We start from the raw sequence: 18,342 nt of genomic DNA, 5'->3' as shown, positions 1-18,342 counted from the left end.
CACCCCGGCAAGGGCAAATGCGTGCCGCGTTACCCGCCGGGCACAAAGAAGGGGCGGCCGTGGCCGCCCCTCACTTCCTTTCCTCATGCTGCAGGCGCGTAGCCATGCAGTTGCATCGTGCTGCTGGCACGCCCCTGACTGAGCGAGCGCAACGCGTTGCTGTAGCCCGCCAATCGGGCCAGCGGGGCCAATCCGCTGACCTGCGATCGACCGTCCTGCTCGTCGATCGCCTGCACCCGGCCGTGGCGCCGCTGCAGGTCACCGACCACGTCGCCGACCGTCGCGGCAGGTGCCAGCACCTCCAGCGCCATCACCGGCTCCAGCAGTTGCGTGCCGGCCTGCAACAGGGCGGACTTCACCGCCTCTGCGCCAGCACGATGGAACGCCTGATCGGACGAGTCCTTTGCATGGGTCTGGCCGTCAAGCAACACGACGTCCACCCCCACCACCGGGTGACCCTGTGGCCCGCTTTCCAGCGCCATGCGCACGCCCTGCTCCACCGCCCGGATGAACCCGCGCGGTATCGCACCGCCGACCACGCGGTCGACGAACACCACGGCATCGTCGTCGCGGGGACGCAGGTCCAGCACCACGTGGGCAAACTGGCCCTGCCCCCCACTCTGCTTGACCACACGGCCCACCACGCCCAGCACCTCGGCGGCCGGCTTTTCCAGGTAGGCCACCCGTGGCTGGCCCACCCGCACGTCCACCTTCCACTCGCTGCGCAGGCGTTCGATCATCACCTCCAGGTGCAACTCGCCCATGCCCCATACCCGCGTTTCCCCGCTGTCCTGATCGGTTTCCACGCGGAAAGACGGATCTTCCTGGGCCAAGCTGGCCAGCCCTTGGCTGATGCGCAGCAAGTCACTGGCCTGCACTGCCTCCAGCCGCCATGCCAGCACTGCCGGCTGTGTCTGGATGGCTTCCAGCACCAGCGGCTGCTCCACCGCCGACAACGTCTCGCCGCTGCTGGCATCCTTCCAGCCCATCACCGCGACGATATCGCCGGCCTGCGCATGGTCGATGTCGTGCAGCTGGTCAGCCTGCACCCGCACCAGCCGCCCTACACGTCGCGAACCGACGCGGGAGCTGGCGACGCGGTCGCCCACCCGCAGCGTGCCGGCGTACACGCGTACGAACGCCAGCGCGCCCTGCTGCGGATGCGTGACCTTGAACAGCAGCGCGGCCAGTGGCGCCTGCGCGTCGGGTAGCACGTCCACCACCAGATCGCCCTGGCGGGCAGTCACCGCCGGTCGGTCCAACGGTGAAGGCAGGTAATCCACTACCGCATCCAGCAGCGACTCGATGCCCTTGCCCTTGAACGCAGCACCGGCGAGCACCGGCACCCCAGCGCCGCGTACAGTGATCCGTCGCAGCGCCGCGCGCAGCGCTGCATCGTCCACCGCAGCGCCCTCCAGCCACGCATCGGCCACGCCGTCATCGAGCTCCGCGACGGCCTCGACCAACGCATCGCGCGCTGCCTGCCACGCCACGGCCTCCACGTCCGTCCAGGGTCGCCGCTGCAGGGTTCCTGCAGCGTCCCAGTGCAGCAGCTGGCGATCCACCAGATCGACCCAGCCAGCGAAGTCGCCTTCAGTGCCGACGGGGATGCCCAAGGGCAACGGACGTGCGTGCAGGCGCTCGGCGAGCTGCTGCACCACGCGATCAAAGGACGCGCCGACTCGGTCCATCTTGTTGACGAACGCGAGCAGCGGCACGCCATGCCGACGCGCCTGCCGCCATACGGTTTCAGACTGCGGCTGCACACCGTCGACGGCCGAGAACACGGCGACCGCGCCGTCGAGCACGCGCAATGAGCGCTCCACTTCGAGGGCGAAATCGATGTGTCCGGGGGTGTCGATCAAGGTCAGGCGGTGTGCCGGCAGATCGCGCGGCGCCCAGTGCGCCTGCACGGCGGCCGCGCCGATGGTGATGCCGCGCTCGCGCTCGATCGCCGAAAAATCGGTGGTGGCCGCTCCGTCGTGGACTTCGCCGACGCGGTGGATCTGCCCGGTTTTCCACAACAGGCGTTCTGTGAGCGTGGTCTTGCCCGCGTCGATGTGCGCGATGATGCCCAGGTTGCGGCGCAGCGAAAGGGTGTGGGTGTTCATGGTGGAGCTCCTGCTGATGCCAACCACAAGGGACCGCGTGTCCCGGTTGGCGGCAGGACACGCGGCTAGCGTTCGGTCTCGGCGATCTGGTGCATGGCACGTTCTCCTTCGTGGGTGCGGCGGTTGAAAACAAAAAAAGCGCCCGGTTGGGCGCTCTGCTGGGGGTCCAAGGGCGACCGGTATGCGGTCAGCGGCCTTGCAGTCCACCGGGCAGACGCCCCCGTTCCGCGCAGGCGCGGAGCAGCAGGTGAAACGTCAGCAGCGGAACAGCGTTCATTGGACGTGCCAGCGAATGAAATGAAAGGGAGGCGCTAGTGTGCGCTTGTTCGCGCTGGAAACAAGCGCTGATTGAATGCACCAGCAGAACACTGCAACGGATTACAAGGCATTCGATCGATCTGGCTACACCACCACGACCAGCGGCACCGGGCGCCGCGGGTGCTGCAGCACCAGCACGTCCTGCTGGTACACGCGGCGCAACGTGGATTCGGTCAGCACATCGGCAGGCGGCCCATCCGCCGCCACGCGCCCCTGCTCCAGCAGCACGATGCGATCGGCATAGCCTGCGGCCAGATTGAGGTCATGCAGGACCACGATCACGCACGCCCCGGCATCGGCCAGGCCGCGGACGGTTCGCAGCGTGCGCTCCTGATGGCGAAGGTCGAGCGCGGCCGTCGGCTCATCAAGGAACAGCACCGGCGTAGCCTGAGCCAGCACGCGCGCCAACGTCGTGCGTGCGGACTCCCCGCCGGACAGCTGCTGCACCTCGCGCTGGCGGAGCGGCTGCAGCTCGGCCGCATCCAGGGCAGCCTCTACCTGGCGTGCATCGTGAGCAGGCTCGGGCGGATGCGGCAGGCGCCCCATCGCCACGACCTCTTCCACGCTGAAGGCAAAACGCACGGCATGCTCCTGTGGCATCACCGCACGCTCGCGCGCCAGCGCGCCGGCCTGCATCGCCTGCAGCGGCTTGCCATGCAGCAATACCTCGCCCGAATCGGCCTGCAGGTCGCCACATGCCACGCCGAGCAGGGTGGACTTCCCTGCGCCGTTCGGCCCGACCAACGCCGTGACGGTGCCGGCCATGAACCCCAGGTCGACCGCCGCGAGGATGGCCCGCTGCTGGCGCACGACGCCCACGTTGCGAAGGGTCAACAGCACGTTCATACGCCTCCCTTCCTGCGCCGCTGCATCACCAGCCACAGGAAAAACGGCGCCCCCAACGCAGCGGAGAACAGGCCAAGAGGAATTTCAGACGGCGGATCCAGCGTCCGCGCGATGGTGTCGGCCACCACGATCAGCAGCGCACCGAGCACGCCGGACAGCGGCAGCATCCAGCGGTGTCCCGGCCCCACCAGCAGCCGCGCCACGTGCGGAACGATCAGGCCGACGAAGCCGACCGAGCCGGCGAACGCGACGGCGGCACCGACCAGCAGCGCGCTGAATGCCACCAGCCGGCGACGCGTCCGCGCCACATCCAGACCCAGATGCTGCGCCTGTCGCTCACCCAACGCCAGCATGTCCAGTGGCGTGGCAAGCCGCAGCAGGCACACCACCCCGATGGCGAACAGCGGCACCACCGCTGCTACATCGGCCCAGTCCGCGCTGGCCAGCGAACCCAGCTGCCAGAACACCAGCGACTGCAGTTGCGCCTCGCTGGCGATATACGTGAAGAAGCCGATCAACGCCGAGCAGAACGCTGCCATCGCGATACCGACCAACAGCAGGGTCGCATTGCCATCACCCCGGCCGGGCCGGGCAAGCAGGTACGTGATGCTGATCGCCACCGCGCCCCCCGTGAACGCAGCCAGTGGGATCACCCATCCGCCCACGCTGGCCGCGCCGAGCACGATGGCCGCGACCGCGCCCAGGGCCGCGCCCTGGCTGACACCGACGATCCCCGGATCGGCCAGCGGATTGCCGAACAAGCCCTGCAGGCTGGCACCGGCCATCGCCAGTGACGCCCCCACGATGGCACCCAGCAGCACGCGCGGGATCCGCAACTGCCACACCACGGCCACATCGCGCGCGCTTACCTGCGCGGCATCCACCAGCCCCAGCTTCACCCCCAGCGCCTGCAGGACCCCCATCGGCGGCAGGCGCAACGGCCCGACAGCGAAGGACGCCAGCACCGCCGCCAGCAGGGCGATGAACACCACCACAAGCATCAGCTGGCCACGTCGGCGTCGCCGGTCCGGCGGCAGCTGGAACGACATCACGGTCATGCCGGGGGAAGCGCCGCCAGTGCCCGCGCCAGCGCCAGCGCGCCCGCCCCCGAGCCCACGCTGGTGTACTTCAACTGCAGGTCCGGCATCACCCACACGCGTCCAGCCTGCCCGGCCGGCGTCTGCTTGAGCGTGGGATAGGCCTTCCACAGACCGTCGGCACCGCCGAACAACTGCAGGTCATGCGCAGTGACCAGAATCACCTCCGGCGCAGACGCCAGGACACCTTCATTGCTCAGCGCGGAAAAATTGGCCACACCCGCTTCGGTCCCGATGTTCAGACCGCCCGCCAACGCGATGAGCGTGCCGGAGGCGCTGTCTGCACCGGCCACGGTCGGATTGCCGCCAGCGCCGGTAGCTGATACGTGGATGACCCGGGGCCGACGCGTGCTGGTCGCGGCGATCGCGGCGGCTTCTTTCAGCTGTTCTTCCACCGCACGCGCCAGCACTGCACCGGCCTCGGCGCGCCCCACCGCGGCGGCCACCTTGCGCACCTTGTCCGGCGCCGGCTGCAGATCGTCGATGATCACCGCATCCTGTCCCACCGCACGCAGCTTGTCCGCCAGATCGCCATGACGGCGCAGGCTGTTGCCCAGGAACAGTGACCCGCCGAGGCTGAGCACGCCTTCCACGCCCGTAGTGCGATTGAACAGGAAGCGATGGGGCGCAGACCGGCCCGCATCGGTTGTCGCGTTGGTCGGTGCGGCGAAGATCTGCGCGCCCTGCCCCAATGCCTCGATCACCGCGATGATGTCATCGCCGCCCGCGATGATGCGGCTGGCATCGTCGACCTCCACCTCCACGCCATCGTCGGACCGGACCCGGGCCGGCAACGTCGCCTCGCCCGCCGCCACCGACGGCACGCGCTCGCCACCGATCCGTTGCCAGCCGGGCGGCAGCACGGCGGAAGGGTCCGCCTGCTTTTCCGGCGCGGCGGAAGGCGTTGCAGCAGCCTGGGCGGCGACGTCGGCCTTCGCCGGCTCGCCACTTCCGCTGCAGCCACTCACGGCAAGGGCGAGTGCCATCGCCATGGCGATCGTCGAAGCGGATGGGGGGGTCGGATGGTTCATGCAGGGGCTCCTGGAGGGGGCGACACGTGGCCGCCCCGTTGATACGGGTGCAGGTTACGGTTGGCGCAGCGCGATACGGGTGATCCGGTCACCGTTCGGATCGTCGGCGCCCTTGGATTTGTTCACGGCGAAGACATTGCCCTTCCCATCCGCACGCACGTGGTTGGGGAAGCTGCCGCCATCGAGATTGCCGACCACCTTTCCATCGACATCCACCACCGTCACCGTGCCCGCACCGCGATTGCTGACGTAGGCCAGCGCGGACACCGGATCGAAGGCGACGTTGAGGGCGCCGGCACCCACGGCGACATCGTGCAGCACCTTGCCTGCCGCCACGTCGACGATCAGCAGGTTGTCACTGCCCTGCGAAGCGACGAACAGGCGCCCTGTCTTCGCATCGTAGGCCACGCCGGACGCACTTGCCGCATTGCCCAGAGCGATCACCTTGTCGACCTTGCCGCTGGCCACGTCGATCACCGCTGCTTCGGCGGTACCGATGCTGACGGTGAACAACTTGCCGGCGTGTTCGTCGAGCACCAGGCTCATCGGCACGAACTTGCCCTCGTCTTCGCCGGAAGCCAGCGTGATCGGGGGCAGCGGCGCGAGCGTTCTGGCATCGAAGACCGACAGATGGTCCTCGCCGGTTGCCGACGCGAAGACCTTGCCGTGCACACTATCGACCACGACATCGCGCGCGTGCGGCACCGCGCCGACATCGAACTGGCGGACCAGCGACAGATCGGCCTGCCGATACACGGCGACCGTATCCTGCCGCGTGTTGGTCACCCACACGGTGCCGTTGGCATCATCCACGCCGACGCCGTACACCGCGTAGACACTGTCCCCTTTGCCGCCGGGCACCTTCGCCGGGGTGATGGTGTTGAGTACCTTCAGTGAAGCCGGATCCACCTTCAACAACTGCGACTGGGTCACCGGCGGGCGGCCCACGGCCGAGGTCACGAAGATCGCGTTGCTGGCCGCGCTGTACGCGCTCTGGTACAGGCCCTGCACCAACTTGTTGGACGCCGAGCTGAAACGATCCTGCCCGCTCAGTGCCAGCCGCGGTGACACCCGCAGCGTGGCGACCGCCGCGGCCGCCGGACCCGTTGCGCGTGCGACCAGGGGGTGCTGGCCCGGCACGGCGTCGGCTGGAATGAGCAGCTCGGTCTTGAACTGGCCGTTGCCATCCACCGTCAACGGCACCGGGGTCAGCACCGTGTCGCCACGCAGCAGATCCACCCGCTGGCCTGGGACGAAATCGCTGCCGATGATCTCTGCCTTGCCACCCGCTACGGGGTTTTCACTGCGTGCGGTGAGCTTGCCCTTGAAGCCATTGGCCGGTGCATCGAACACGGGCTGTGCCGATACGACGATGGCGAACAGGACGCCAGCGGCGAGGATGCTGGTGCGAAGCGGAGTACGGAGGGTCATGACAGGCTCCTTGCAGGGGTGCGCCGTCTGGGCGCAGGGTGTCATTGCCTGGGCGGTTCGCCTGCCATGCGCAGGATGCCTGGGTAGGGTGGCCTGCGACGGGGTCGCCGCAGGCCGGAAATCAGGGTCGTGCGGGATCACCGCTGTGATCGGCGATGCCGTACAGCGCGGACAGTGCGGCCTTGAACGAGGCCGGCAACATCGGCCCGTGGCCCAAGCCCGGAAACTCGCGATAGCGCACTTCCAGACCCGGTTGCGTGGCAAGCCGACCGGCCAGCGCATGCGCGGCATCCGGCGGTGCGCCACCAATACGGCGCAGGTGCGCGACCACGCGCGGGTTGCCCATGTCGCGCACCCCGCGGTTGCCGGTGCGCTCATCCCCACCCAGCATCACCCACAGCTGGGCGGACTGACCGGCGCGGTTTTCGCTGAACTGCGTTTCCATGTCGCCCAGCGGTGCACCTTGGCTCCACCACAACGACGGACTGGCCGCGATGTACTGCTGGAACGCCGCAGGCCGGGTGTACAGGCTGCTGAGCACGAACAGCCCGCCCAGCGAATGCCCCCACAGGGCTTGCTGCTGCGCATCCACGTTGGCGCGCCGCGCGACCTCGGGTTTGATCTGGCGTTCGATGACTTCCTGGAACGCGAACGCGCCGCCACCGACGACCTGCGCCGTGCCGTTTTCATCGTCGGCGCGATCGATCCAGGCGGTGTAGTCGCGGGTGCGCTGCAGCGAATCAATGCGGCGCTCGTTGTCATAGCCGACCAGCACCAGCACCGGCGGCGCCTTGCTGGCGGCGAGCTCGGTCAGCAGAGGCGGGTCGAGCACCATCGCAACGGCATTGCCATCCAGGGCATAGAGCACCGGAGCGGGAGTCGCACTGGCCTTCAACGGGATCGCGAGATTGACACGCCAGTGGCGCTCCCCGTCCGGACTGTGGACCACGAAGCGTTCGAAGCGGTAGCTGGCTGAGGGAGCATCGAGCACGGTCCGGCCCATCATCTGATCGGGATTGCGCTGCTGCGCCTGCACGCACATTGCGGCAACGAGACCGGACAGGCAGCACGCGGTGAGCAGCGCAGCGCGTTTGAGGAAGGACGTGCGGTGGAACATGGGGACAAGGCTCGCAACAGGTGCACCGGCACCGGCCGGTGTCCGACAAGGCATCGAACGCCTCGTACGCCAGTCTATCAAATGCGAATGGTTCTCGCTTTCGCTTCCGCAGCCTGGGCATGGTAGCGCCGAGCCACGCTCGGCGAGCGCGCAGCGCGGCGCCTTTGTTACCCGCCGAGCACGGCTCGGCGCTACGCATGCGTTGTATCCCGATCACCGTCAGCCGTGCGGCCCACCCGGTAGCGCCGAGCCATGCTCGGCGAGCGCGCAGCGCGGCGCCCTTGTTCTCCGCCGAGCACGGCTCGGCGCTACCCGTGCGTTGCGTCTCGTCACCGTCAGCCGTGCGGCCCAGCCGGTAGCGCCGAGCCACGCTCGGCGAGCGCGCAGCGCGGCGCCTTTGTTCCGCCTGCGTTGCATCCCGATCACTGTCAGCCGTGCGGCCCACCCGGTAGCGCCGAGCCATGCTCGGCGGGCGCGCAGCGCGGCGCCTTTGTTTTCCCCGCCGAGCACGGCTCGGCGCTACCCCTGCGCTGCATCCCGATCACTGTCAGCCGTGCGGCCCACCCGGTAGCGCCGAGCCACGCTCGGCGAGCGCGCAGCACGGCGCCTTTGTTCCGCCTGCGTTGCATCCCGATCACCGTCAGCCGGGCAGCCCACCCGGTAGCGCCGAGCCACGCTCGGCGAGCGCGCAGCGCGGCGCCTTTGTTTCTCCGCCGAGCACGGCTCGGCGCTACCAGGGCGGCATGCTGACGGCCAGCGGCCGTCACTACCGGCGCCCTCACAACGCCCGCGCGGACTCCGCCAAGCGTGCACCCAGCCACACCAGGAACATGCCGCCGACCACGCTGACGCCCAGGTACAGCGGCACCAACTCAGCCCGATCATTTCGCGCGAATACCAGGGTTTCCAGCATCAGCGACGAAAACGTGGTCAAGCCACCCAGCAGCCCGATCACCAGGAATGCGCGCAACAACACCACGTTGCCCCCACGCTGCTGCAGCCACACCAACAGGTAACCGGCAACGAACGCGCCAATGAAGTTCGCCGTCAATGTGCCCCACGGAAATCCCTGCCCCACACTGCGCAGCAGGGCATCACCGATCAGGAACCGCAGCGCCGACCCCAGTGCGCCACCGGCCATCACCAGTCCCAACTGCTGCCACCACAGGCCACTACCCATCAGCTGTCGCCCTGCCCCACGTCCTGCTTGCCCGCCCGCGCCTGCTCGCGCTGCGCGCGCAGCCGGTCCAGCTTTTCCTTCAGCTTGATCTCCAGCCCGCGCGCGACCGGCTGGTAATAGACGCGCTCGCCCATCGCATCCGGGAAACCCGTCTGGTCCAGCGCGATGCCGCCCTCCACATCGTGGTCGTACTGGTACGTCGCGCCATAGCCCAGGTCCTTCATCAGCTTGGTCGGCGCATTGCGCAGGTGCAGGGGCACCTCCAGCGTGCCCGATGCACGCACGTCGGCGCGCACCTGGTTGAAGGCGGCATAGCCGGCGTTGGATTTGGCGGTGCTGGCCAGATACAGCACCAGCTGCGCAAAGGCGAGCTCGCCCTCCGGGCTGCCCAGACGCTCGTAGATATCCCACGCTTCCAGCGCCATCGACTGCGCACGCGGGTCGGCCAGGCCGATGTCTTCGATCGCCATGCGGGTCAGGCGACGCGCCAGATACGCAGGATCGCACCCGCCATCCAGCATCCGCGTCAGCCAATACAGCGCCGCGTCCGGGTTGGATGAGCGCACCGATTTATGCAATGCCGAGATCTGGTCGTAGAACTGTTCGCCACCCTTGTCGAAGCGCCGGGTGCGATCGGCCAGCACCTGCACGAGGGTCTGCGGGGTGATCCGGCCGCCCTCGTCCACGGCCAGTTCGGCGGCGATTTCCAACAAGGTAAGCGCACGTCGCACGTCACCGTCAGCCGCCGTGGCGATCTGCAGCAGCAGCGCGTCATCTACTTGGATGCCCTCGGTGCCCAGGCCACGCTCGCTGTCGGCCAGCGCACGTTGCAGTGTCTCCACGATGTCCTGCGGCGACACGCCTTCCAGCACGTGTACGCGACACCGCGACAACAACGCCGAGTTCAGTTCGAACGACGGATTTTCCGTGGTCGCGCCCACGAACAGGATCGTGCCGCGCTCGATGTGCGGCAGGAAGGCGTCCTGCTGGGTCTTGTTGAAGCGATGCACTTCGTCGACGAACAGAACGGTGCGGCGCCCTTCGGCGAACCGCTGCGCCGCTTCGGCCAGTACCTGGCGCACCTCGGGCAGGCCGGACAGCACCGCCGAGATGGCACGGAACTCCGCGTCGGAATACTGCGCCAGCAACAAGGCCAAGGTGGTCTTGCCGCAGCCCGGCGGGCCCCACAGGATCATCGAGTGCACGCGTCCGGACTCGACCGCACGACGCAACGCGCTGTCCGGCGCCAGCAGGCGCTTCTGCCCGACCATTTCATCCAGCGTGCGTGGGCGCATCCGCTCGGCGAGCGGGCGCAGGTGATCCCGATCCACGCTCAGTAGATCAGGGCCGGGAAATGAAGAGGTACGTTGTCTGGCCACACGCCTATTGTAAGGCCACGACCCTGCACGCGCCGAGCAGGGCCCGGCGCGCGGGCGCCATCATTCGCCGATGACGTCGGTGCCAGCGGGCGGCGTAAAGGTGAACGTGCCGCGGGCGAACGTCGGGTTGCGCTTCCAACCGCTGAAGCTGATCTGCGTGCGTTGGCCGACGGCGTCGGTGATTTCCATCCGCGCCAGGCCCTGTGCGTTGAAGCCCAGGGCGGCGAACTGGAAGCTGGCCTCGGTCTCACGCTTCGGCGTCAACGACAGCCACTGCAGCCCATCGCGCGGCGCCGCTTCTTCGCTGACATCGTATTGCTGCTCCAGCAGGGCCGGATTGATCAGCGCGGTCAGCGGGCTGTTCTGTTCTTCCTTGCCCTGCGCGCGCACGGTGGCCTGCTCCAGATCGGGCTCATACATCCACACCTTGCTGCCATCGGCCACGATCTGCTGCACGTGCGGGCGCTGGTACTCCCAGCGGAACAGGCGCGGCGCGGACAATGCGACGCGGCCACTGGTGGTTTCCTTCACCTTGCCACGCGTGTCGAATACCTGCTGGCTGAACTGCCCATCCAGACCCTTTAGGCCGGTGGTGAAGGTTTTCAGCTCATCGCGCGCACCCGCCCAGGCACTGGTCGAGACCAGGCACGCAGCGGCAAGCACGGAGGTGGCAAGGGAGCGTCGGATCTTGGCGTGCATGTCGAGTTCCAGGAGAACGTGGAAGGATGGAGTGGAGTGTGCCCGGCATATGCTGAATGGGCGATCCATGATGTCGTGGTCAGCCCGCGGCCGGCACCCGACCGTAGACGATCTGCCCGCGGAAGCCGCGACGTACCTGCTGGAACAGCTCGCGGAACGCGGCGTAGTCTGCAGGCAGGCACAGCGCCTCGTCGCCGCGGACGGCATGTTGCTGCAGCCGGTGGCGGGCCACCACCTGCTGGCCATCGCGCTGCCACTGCACCGAATAGCGTCCGGCGGCGTTGCTGAAGTCCTGCGCGGCAGGCAGTGCGATGAGGGGCACGCCGTCCGGCAGCCGCACGCGGTAGGTCTCTTCGCGCAGGCTGGCGTCGCACTGGAACGGCGTGGCGTTGTCCGGCGCCGACGTCGCGGTGTAGGCGTCACGGAAGGATTCGGCCCCCGGCGGGTCGGGCAAGGTCATGCCGCCGACCAGATTGAAATCCACGTAGTCGCTGGCGCTGAAATCGAAGACGTAGTTGAACCGCTGCTGCAGGTCCTGTGGGTCACCCTGCAACTGAAGACGGCCCTGCCCGTCGAAGCCAGAGGCAGCCATCATCGTAGCCTCAGCGCGCGCGCGGTTCTGTGCGTTCAAGCGCACGAACGAAGCACGCATGCCGATTTCCGCACTGTCGCCGGGCTGCAGCCGGGTCTGGCCACGCAGGTTCCCGGCACGGTCGAACACGAAATCCGCCTCGAACGCCATGCCGTTGCGCACGTCGTCGTTGGCCGGCGTACGCGCAAGCCTGGCCGGGCGGGTCAACAGCACGGGCGCACCGAGGTCGCCATCGGGCAGCTGCCCGGAGCGGGCCCACGCACTGGTGGAATCGAGATAGAGATCGAGCGAGGGCACATAGGTGATGGCGTGATTGAAACGCCCCAAGGTAGGCACCGCCGGCAGGGTCGGGCCGCCGGACGCGCCGATCAGCACCGCCGTGCTGTCGATGCCCTTCGCGGCCAACAGCGCTTCCAGGATCACCACGTGGTCCTTGCAGTCACCGTAGTGATTGTCCAACACGCTCTGCGCACTGTTGGGCTCCAGCCCCCCGTTGCCGAGGTAGACGGCAACGTAGCGGATGTTCTGCGCCACCCAGCGGTACAGCGCATCCACCTGCACGCGGCGGTCATCGATGCCGGTCGTCAGCTCGTCGGCCAGCGCCTGCAGGGCCGGGGTCACCGTCGCTGCACTGCCCGCTTTCAGCTGGTAAGCCCGCGCCATCTGCGGCCAGTCCGCGTACGTGCTGGCCATGATGGTGGGACTGAACTCCCATGGCGATGCCGTCCAGTTCTGTGCCGGCAGTGAGTCGCTGCGCGCGTAGCTCCACTCCCAGCGCGCGAGCCCGGCGCGCACCGTCGGCCGGTCGCTGCCCCGCACCCCGTCGCTGCGCACCTTCATCGCCAGGCCGGCCGGAGCGCTCAGGGTGACCCGCGCGTCGTCGTACTGGTTGAAGACGCTGAAGGTTTCCCACAGCCCGAAGTAACCGGGGAAATACGGCTTCTGCTGCGTGCGGCGGGTGGCGTAGACCACGCGTGAGCCGGGTGCCAGGTTGGGGAACACGATCACCCGCACCTTGCGGTCGGCGTACATCGCGGCCGACGCACTGGAGTAGCTTTCCTGGGTATAGATGCGGTCAGCCGGCACATCGCGCCGCTGCCCGTCCGCGGTCAAGGTGTAAGCCTCCAGCACCTCCAGGCTTTCCATCTTTTCGCTGTAGCTCAACCGCACCTGGCTGAACTGATCGACCGCGCTGCGCGTCTTCAGCAGGATGTCGTAGTGCTCGGTCTGCGTGTTGCTGGCGTCGGCGCTCACCACGTAATCGGCGCGGTAGCGGGCGAAGCTGAAATTGTTGCTGGCCTCGGCCGGCGCGGCACCCGGTACGTCAGCCGCAGGCGAAGCGGGCGCTGGCACGTCCGGCGCGTCTGCCGCGAAGGCGCAGCAGGCAGGCAGCAGCAAGGTTGCCAGCAGTCCGTTGCGGAGCAGTGCCATCGAAAGTACCCGTCTACAGGAGGATGAAAGAGGGACGGGGTGACCACCCTGGGTCGTCACCCCGTCGGGATCATTTCGGCGGCGGCGGCGCCAGCACGGTGCGGTCGCCGTTGTGCTCGGGCGAACTGACCACGCCGGCCGCTTCCATCGCCTCGATCAGGCGCGCGGCGCGGTTGTAGCCGATTTTCAGGCGACGTTGCACACCGGAAATCGAGGCGCGGCGCGTCTCGGTCACCACGCGCAACGCCTCGTCGTACAGCGGATCGGACTCATCGCCGGACGATGCGGTTTCCGGCAGGCCGCCGGCGCCGACGACCACGCCATCGCCCATCGTCTGCACCTCGTCCAGCACCCCGTCGATGTAGTCGGCCGGGCCCATCGCCTTCAGGTGCTCCACCACACGGTGCACTTCTTCGTCGGACACGAACGCACCGTGCACGCGGTCCGGCAGGGCGGTACCCGGCGGCAGGTACAGCATGTCGCCGTGCCCGAGCAGCGTTTCCGCGCCGGACTGGTCGAGGATGGTGCGCGAGTCGATCTTCGAGCTGACCTGGAAGGCGATGCGGGTCGGGATGTTGGCCTTGATCAGACCGGTGATGACGTCCACCGAGGGGCGCTGGGTTGCCAGGATCAGGTGGATGCCGGCGGCACGCGCTTTCTGTGCCAGCCGGGCGATCAGTTCTTCGACCTTCTTGCCGACGATCATCATCATGTCGGCGAATTCGTCGATGAAGATGACCACGAACGGCAGGGTCTCCAGCGGTCGCGGCGCCTCGCCCAGCTCCGGGTTCGGCTTGAACAACGGATCCATCAACGGCTGTCCCGCGTCCTGTGCGTCCTTGACCTTCTTGTTGAAGCCGGCCAGGTTGCGCACGCCCACCGCGCTCATCAGCTTGTAGCGGCGCTCCATCTCGGCCACGCACCAGCGCAGGCCGTTGGCGGCCTCCTTCATGTCGGTGACCACCGGCGCCAACAGATGCGGAATGCCCTGGTAGACGCTCAGCTCCAGCATCTTCGGGTCGATCATCAGCATGCGCAGGTCTTTCGGGCTGGCCTTGAACAGCAGGCTGAGCACCATGGCGTTGACCGCCACCGACTTGCCCGAACCGGTGGTACCGGCGACCAGCAGATGTGGCATGCGCGCCAGGTCGGCCACCGTCGGGCGACCGGCGATGTCCTTGCCCAGGGCCAGGGTAAGCGGACTGGGCGATTTGTCGTATTCCTTCGAACGCAGCAGTTCGGACAGGAAGATCATTTCACGGGTGACATTCGGGATTTCCAGGCCGATCACCGACTTGCCCGGAATCACATCGACCACGCGCACGGACTTCACCGACAGGCCGCGGGCGATGTCCTTGTCCAGCGTACTGATCTGGCTGACCTTGATGCCCGGCGCCGGTTCAATCTCGAAACGGGTGATCACCGGGCCCGGATAGGCCCCCACCACCACCGCATCGATGCGGAAATCCTTGAGCTTGAACTCGATCTGCCGCGAGAGCGTTTCCAGCGTCTCTTCGTCGTAGCCCTTCGGCTGCGGCTTGGGATCATCCAGCAGCGCCAGCGGCGGAAGATCCGAACCGTCGCCATTGACCCCCTGGAACATCGGAATCTGGTTGTCGCGCTTGGCGCGATCACTCTTCTCGATCACCGGCTCCGGACGCGGCTCGATCTTCACCGGCTCGCGCTTGGCGCGCACCTCGGCGTCGACCTTGCGCACTTCCTGGCGCTCCTCACGCAGATCGCGGGTCTGCTTCCACTCGGTGGCCTGCTCTTTCTTCTTTTCCAGCAGCGGTGCCAGCGACATCACGCCCTTGCCGATCTTCTCCATCACCGACAGCCAGGACAGCCCGGTCGCGAGGGTGATCGAGGCCAGCAGCAGCACCAGCACGAACAGGTTGGCGCCCAATGCCCCAAACCCCACGCTGAGCGAGCTGGCGACCAGCTTGCCGAGGATGCCGCCGGCCGAGGCTACTTCCGCACTGAACAGACGCATGTGCAGGAATCCAGTGCCGGCGATCAGGAACCCGACCAGGCCGACCAGCCGCAGGGCAGGATCCAGGTCGTTCTCGCCCTTGGCCTCGCGCTTGAGCCCGAACATCGCGAACCAGGCCAGCGCGCCGAGCAGCAACGGCAGCAGGAACGCCATGTAGCCGAACAACTGCAGCAGCACATCGGCGATCCACGCCCCGGCGCGGCCGCCCATGTTGTGCACCGGCGCCACGATGCTGCCCGTATGCGACCAGCCCGGATCGGTTGCCGAGTAGGTGAACAGACTGGCAACCAGATACAGCAACGCCGGCGCCACGGCGATCAGCCCCAGGTCGCGCCACAGGCGCTGACGGGTGGGATTGCTTTCAGACGGAGACGGATCGCGGCGACGGGGCTTGCCTTCGGCCGATCGGCTGCGTTCGGGGACCTGCTTCGCCACCTTGGACACTACCTTTGGAATACGCTGTTAGTGGTTGATAATAAACGAAGCGCGTCGATTTTCCGTCACCCTGGGCTGACGGACGCGCGGCCAGGGTCGGGGTGGGCCGCCTGCAAGGCGGAGGACATCAGGCGCATCGCCGCGTTCCAGCCAGCGGGTTGAATCCCCCTGCCCCTGCCATCACTCTATGACCTGCCCCCAGCGCGCGCAAACCGCCGCCGCGCCTTGATCCCCTTACCTTTTCGCGAGTCTACATGAGCACCACGCTGCCTTCCCGCCATCAGAAGCTTGTCATCCTCGGTTCCGGCCCGGCCGGCTGGACCGCCGCCGTCTATGCCGCGCGCGCCAACCTGAAGCCGGTGGTGATCACCGGCCTGCAGCAGGGCGGCCAGCTGATGACGACCACCGAGGTGGACAACTGGCCGGGCGACGCCCACGGCCTGATGGGCCCGGACCTGATGACCCGCATGCAGGCACACGCCGAGCGCTTCGAGACCGAGGTCATCTTCGACCACATCCATACCGCCGACCTGTCGCAGCGCCCGTTCAAGCTGATCGGTGACAGTGCCGAATACACGTGTGATGCGCTGATCATCGCCACCGGCGCAACGGCGAAGTACCTCGGCATCCCGTCCGAAGAGACCTTCAAGGGCCGCGGCGTATCGGCCTGCGCCACCTGTGACGGCTTCTTCTACCGCGACCAGGACGTGGTGGTGGTCGGCGGCGGCAATACCGCGGTCGAAGAGGCGCTGTACCTGTCCAACATCGCCCGCAAGGTCTACCTGGTCCACCGCCGCGACACGCTGAAGGCGGAAAAGATCATGCAGGACAAGCTGTTCGCCAAGGTTGCTGCAGGCAAGATCGAGACCGTCTGGCACCACCAGATCGACGAAGTGCTGGGCAACGACGCCGGGGTGACCGGCGTCCGGGTGAAGTCCGTGCAGGACGGCAGCACGCGCGACATCGAAGCCCACGGCTTCTTCGTCGCCATCGGCCACCACCCGAACACCACCCTGTTCGATGGCCAGCTGGCGATGAACCACGGCTACCTGGAGATCCGCTCGGGACTGGGCGGTAACGCGACGCAGACCTCGGTCGAAGGCGTGTTCGCCGCCGGCGACGTCGCCGACCAGCACTACCGCCAGGCGATCACCTCGGCCGGCTTCGGCTGCATGGCCGCGCTGGATGCCGAGCGTTATCTGGACGCGCAGGGTAAGGCGAGCTGAGGCGCGTCGGCGATGGAGTCGACCGCAAGTCGACTCCACCGCTGATCAAGGAAAGTAAAAGTTGTAAGGCCGTCCCTGATACAGCGCGCGTATCTGCGTGTGCGGCGGCATGCCTGCGAGATAGGCGAAATGGAGCAACAGGCTCCCAAGCTCCTGCTCGAGCTGTTCATTGGAGCCATCATCCTGCTCTGGAAGAGCTCCGGCCCCCAGGTCCATGTATATCAGGCTGTCCTCCAGATCAGCCCAGCTCCGGATCGTGACGTCGGTTGAGTTCCCTCGCCTCCTGCGGAAGGTGTCCATGTACTGCTGGGCCTCTCTTTGCAGAACTGCATCCAGCGCCGCATCCAGCGCCCGGGGGTTGACCGCCCCACTGGGTGAACTCCCAGCCGCAACGGCCAGCCCAAGCAAGAGGCCCAACACACACTTGTTCTTGCTCATGCACATCCCCTCTTCCTGCCGGCCACCGCGGCGAGCGCTCTGAAGTCAATTCGCGCTCATCCGCCGACCCGTATCGTGCGCAGGCACTCGCTACTTGCCAAATCGATAGCGTCATTCCAATCGCCACCCGCAGACGATCAAGGGTTACTTCTCTGGTAAGGAGGCCGCTCGTTGCGCCCGCATTTTCGCTTCAGGGCGACGGTCAGCAAGTTGCCACACGGCTCGCTGGCGGCGACTGCCCAGTCTGGCCGCTTCGTCTTCCCGCTGGAGTCTCGGAAAATAAGGATAGAGGTGCCTTCCCCCATAGCGATACTGCATGCCTGTAGCGTCAACGAAGGGAGCGCTGACGTGTATCAATGCGTGGCGGAAATTATCCAGCTGATCTTCAAATCCTCCCTCTGGGTCCGCCGGAAGAAAATCGCGGGGGAAATACACGGTGATGGCTCCCGTATCAACGTCCATTGAGGCACGCACAGGACCGCCGATACGCTGCCCTTCCAGTGGCTGAAGTCGTCGCAGGACCCGCAACGCTTCCCTCGTCAGCAAAGCGTCCAGCTCACTATCAGTCGCCGGGGCGTGGGGTGACTTCCCGCGCCCGGCGTCGCCGCCGGAGACCGTCGGTACCGCAGGCCCCGGCCCGCCACGCCGCAGGCTGTGGTGTCTGACAGCGTCCATTCTCCGCGCCTGGAGCGGGAACAGCGCCTCGAACGACTTGCCTCCGTACAGGAACAGGATCTCCGGAGGAGGGCTGAATTTTTCGGTAAGCACCCGCACGCTATTGCCTACCCACTGCTCAAAATCCTCCATCTCAGCGCCAGGGTAATCCGGCCTGTAGCCTCGCAAGACGTCAATGACCACTTGCCGACCCGCTGCGTCGTGATGGACGTTGATCAGCACCTCGGCGAATGAGCGCTCCTCGCTGCGAAAGCTGGCCACGCCGTTCCGCGCTGCCTCGGTCAGCAGGGCATCAGTATCCGCAGGGAACGCCGGCGCCCGACCGCTGCGGGCCATGGAGTGG

14 protein-coding genes are annotated in these 18,342 nt (G+C 67.1%); 1 reads left to right on the top strand and 13 read right to left on the bottom strand.

Translation table 11 applies throughout. The features are described from left to right. Window positions 1-83: 83 nt before the first annotated feature. The 11 genes from fusA to IFT65_RS00900 form a co-directional block, all read right to left on the bottom strand. On the bottom strand, window positions 84-2,111 hold the full coding sequence (gene fusA / locus IFT65_RS00950; RefSeq protein WP_192079399.1) for an elongation factor G: 2,028 nt from the start codon (window positions 2,109-2,111) through the stop codon (window positions 84-86). A 402-nt stretch (window positions 2,112-2,513) separates the two neighbouring features. After that, entirely contained in the window at window positions 2,514-3,275 is a 762-nt protein-coding gene (locus IFT65_RS00945; RefSeq protein WP_192079397.1) for a heme ABC transporter ATP-binding protein, read from the bottom strand. After that, window positions 3,272-4,276, bottom strand: coding sequence for an iron ABC transporter permease (locus tag IFT65_RS00940; RefSeq protein ID WP_192080070.1), 1,005 nt, complete (start codon window positions 4,274-4,276; stop codon window positions 3,272-3,274). The genes IFT65_RS00945 and IFT65_RS00940 overlap by 4 nt, the downstream gene beginning before the upstream one ends. A gap of 53 nt (window positions 4,277-4,329) precedes the next feature. Then, window positions 4,330-5,403 carry an ABC transporter substrate-binding protein gene (locus IFT65_RS00935; RefSeq protein ID WP_192079395.1) on the bottom strand — a complete coding sequence of 358 codons (1,074 nt, stop codon included), beginning with the start codon at window positions 5,401-5,403 and terminating at the stop codon, window positions 4,330-4,332. A gap of 54 nt (window positions 5,404-5,457) precedes the next feature. Continuing rightward, window positions 5,458-6,834, bottom strand: a complete 1,377-nt coding sequence (locus tag IFT65_RS00930) for an ATP-binding protein (protein WP_192079393.1) — start codon at window positions 6,832-6,834, stop codon at window positions 5,458-5,460. Between the two features lie 121 nt (window positions 6,835-6,955). Then, complete coding sequence (locus IFT65_RS00925; RefSeq protein WP_192079391.1) at window positions 6,956-7,951, bottom strand: alpha/beta hydrolase-fold protein; 996 nt, start codon at window positions 7,949-7,951, stop codon at window positions 6,956-6,958. Between the two features lie 778 nt (window positions 7,952-8,729). Beyond that, window positions 8,730-9,131, bottom strand: coding sequence for a fluoride efflux transporter CrcB (crcB, locus tag IFT65_RS00920; RefSeq protein ID WP_192079389.1), 402 nt, complete (start codon window positions 9,129-9,131; stop codon window positions 8,730-8,732). Further along, window positions 9,131-10,426, bottom strand: coding sequence for a replication-associated recombination protein A (locus tag IFT65_RS00915; RefSeq protein ID WP_249405008.1), 1,296 nt, complete (start codon window positions 10,424-10,426; stop codon window positions 9,131-9,133). The genes crcB and IFT65_RS00915 overlap by 1 nt, the downstream gene beginning before the upstream one ends. A gap of 144 nt (window positions 10,427-10,570) precedes the next feature. Beyond that, window positions 10,571-11,209, bottom strand: coding sequence for an outer membrane lipoprotein chaperone LolA (lolA, locus tag IFT65_RS00910; RefSeq protein ID WP_192079384.1), 639 nt, complete (start codon window positions 11,207-11,209; stop codon window positions 10,571-10,573). A 79-nt stretch (window positions 11,210-11,288) separates the two neighbouring features. Beyond that, window positions 11,289-13,232 carry a DUF3857 domain-containing protein gene (locus IFT65_RS00905; RefSeq protein ID WP_192079382.1) on the bottom strand — a complete coding sequence of 648 codons (1,944 nt, stop codon included), beginning with the start codon at window positions 13,230-13,232 and terminating at the stop codon, window positions 11,289-11,291. A gap of 70 nt (window positions 13,233-13,302) precedes the next feature. Continuing rightward, window positions 13,303-15,660 (bottom strand): DNA translocase FtsK, encoded by a 2,358-nt coding sequence (locus tag IFT65_RS00900; protein ID WP_188324073.1) that lies wholly within the window; start codon window positions 15,658-15,660, stop codon window positions 13,303-13,305. 254 nt (window positions 15,661-15,914) lie between these two features. Here IFT65_RS00900 and trxB point away from each other — a divergent pair, with 254 nt between their 5' ends. Continuing rightward, window positions 15,915-16,886 (top strand): thioredoxin-disulfide reductase, encoded by a 972-nt coding sequence (trxB, locus tag IFT65_RS00895; RefSeq protein WP_188324074.1) that lies wholly within the window; start codon window positions 15,915-15,917, stop codon window positions 16,884-16,886. A 45-nt stretch (window positions 16,887-16,931) separates the two neighbouring features. Here trxB and IFT65_RS00890 read toward each other — a convergent pair whose 3' ends face one another. Together IFT65_RS00890 and IFT65_RS00885 are read right to left on the bottom strand one after the other, a co-directional pair. Further along, a complete protein-coding gene (locus IFT65_RS00890; protein WP_192079381.1) occupies window positions 16,932-17,324 on the bottom strand; it encodes a hypothetical protein in 393 nt (130 codons plus the stop codon). Window positions 17,325-17,468: 144 nt separating this feature from the next. Continuing rightward, window positions 17,469-18,335 (bottom strand): hypothetical protein, encoded by an 867-nt coding sequence (locus tag IFT65_RS00885; protein ID WP_192079379.1) that lies wholly within the window; start codon window positions 18,333-18,335, stop codon window positions 17,469-17,471. Window positions 18,336-18,342 lie beyond the last annotated feature (7 nt).

It is taken from the genome of Stenotrophomonas sp. CFBP 13725, from assembly GCF_014841935.1.
In the GTDB taxonomy this organism is placed as follows: Bacteria; Pseudomonadota; Gammaproteobacteria; order Xanthomonadales; family Xanthomonadaceae; genus Stenotrophomonas.
The sequence above is the reverse complement of the archived record's forward strand: the minus strand, read 5'-3'. Positions and strand labels throughout refer to the sequence as shown.